This is a genomic window from Tepidibacter mesophilus (genome assembly GCF_002724055.1).
GTDB lineage: Bacteria > Bacillota > Clostridia > Peptostreptococcales > Peptostreptococcaceae > Tepidibacter_A > Tepidibacter_A mesophilus.
The window spans coordinates 1-1,553 of record NZ_BDQY01000054.1 but is presented as its reverse complement, the minus strand read 5'-3'; the positions used below and the strand labels follow the sequence as shown (position 1 = coordinate 1,553).

Sequence of the window (1,553 nt, the reverse complement as noted above, 5' to 3'; positions counted from 1 at the left end):
TATCTTATTAAATATCCTAAAACTTCTTAAACTCCCTTACGGTCAAACAACGAAGTTTCTTAACGGATATTTAAACGATACAACCTAAGTTTCATAGTAAAAGATTAATCAAAAGTAGCTAACATTTAAATTATCCTCATTTTAAATTAGTTATTACAAAGATTTTATGATATGGGAGGTTGATTTTATGTTATACAAAAGATTAGAAGATGATAGAAAAGAAATGAACTCATTTTGCATTGATGATTTAGTTCCGAAGGATCATTTAGTTAGAAAGATCGAAAAAGCTATAAATTTTGATTTTATATATGACTTAGTTGAAAGTTGCTATTCTCCCGATAGGGGCAGACCTAGTTTAGACCCAGTTATATTAATAAAAATAGCATTAATACAATACATGTTTGGTATTTCTTCTATGAGAAGAACAATAAAAGAGATAGAAACTAACCTAGCGTATAGATGGTTTTTGGGATTTGGAATAACAAGTAAAATTCCTCACCACACTACGTTTAGCAAAAACTATATAAGAAGATTTAAAGATACTGATGTATTTGAAAAAATATTTGAACACATACTTAGCGAAATTCAAAAAAATAAGTTTTTGAAAGAACAAGAGATATTTATAGATTCTACTCATGTAAAAGCAAATGCAAATAAGAAAAAATCAAAAAATGAAACTGTTCAAATTCAAGCTAAACACTATCAAAATCATCTAGAAAAAGAAATAAATTTATCGAGAAAACTACATAATCAAAAGGATTTTTCTAAAAAAAAAGCCAAGTTAAGTATAAATCTATAAAGGTAAGTACTACAGATGAAGAATGTGGTTTATTTCATAAAGGGGAAAAAGAAAAGATGTTTGCATATTCTTTGCATACAGCATGTGATAAAAATGGATTTGTACTGGATTTCAAAATAGCTCCTTCTAATATACACGATAGTGTTATGTTTGACCCTCTGTATAAATCATTGAAAGAAAATTTCAACCCAAAAGCTATCGCTATTGATGCTGGATATAAAACACCCTATATATGTAAAACTTTATTAGATGATAATGTTATACCTGTTACTCCGTACAAAAGACCTATGACTAAAAAAGGATTCTTTAAAAAATACGAGTTTGTTTATGATGAATATTATGATTGCTATCTTTGTCCTGAAGGTGAGGTACTAAAATATACAACAACTAATAGAGATGGATATAAAGAATATAAATCTAATAAAAATATATGTAAAAATTGTCCTAATATAAATAAATGTACCCAAAGCAAGAATACTACTAAAGTTATAGCTAGACATGTTTGGGAAGAATATATGGAAGAAGCTGAACACTTAAGACATACTTCCTACAACAAAGAAGTTTATCCACTTAGATCTCAAACGATAGAAAGAGTTTTTGCTGATATTAAAGAAAAGCATGGTATGCGTTATACGAGACTTAAAGGTCTTAAAAAAAATAAAATGCAAGCTTTGCTTGTTTTCACATGTCTCAATTTAAAAAAGTTAGCCCTTTGGATATGGAATAAGTCTCCTGAAAGGCTGTTTTTGAGTAT

Annotated in this window: 1 pseudogene; it reads left to right on the top strand. The window is 27.9% G+C overall.

The annotated features are described in order from the left end of the window. Positions 1-187: 187 nt before the first annotated feature. Positions 188-1,553 (top strand): annotated as a pseudogene (locus tag Tmeso_RS15725) (IS1182 family transposase); the annotation flags it as partial.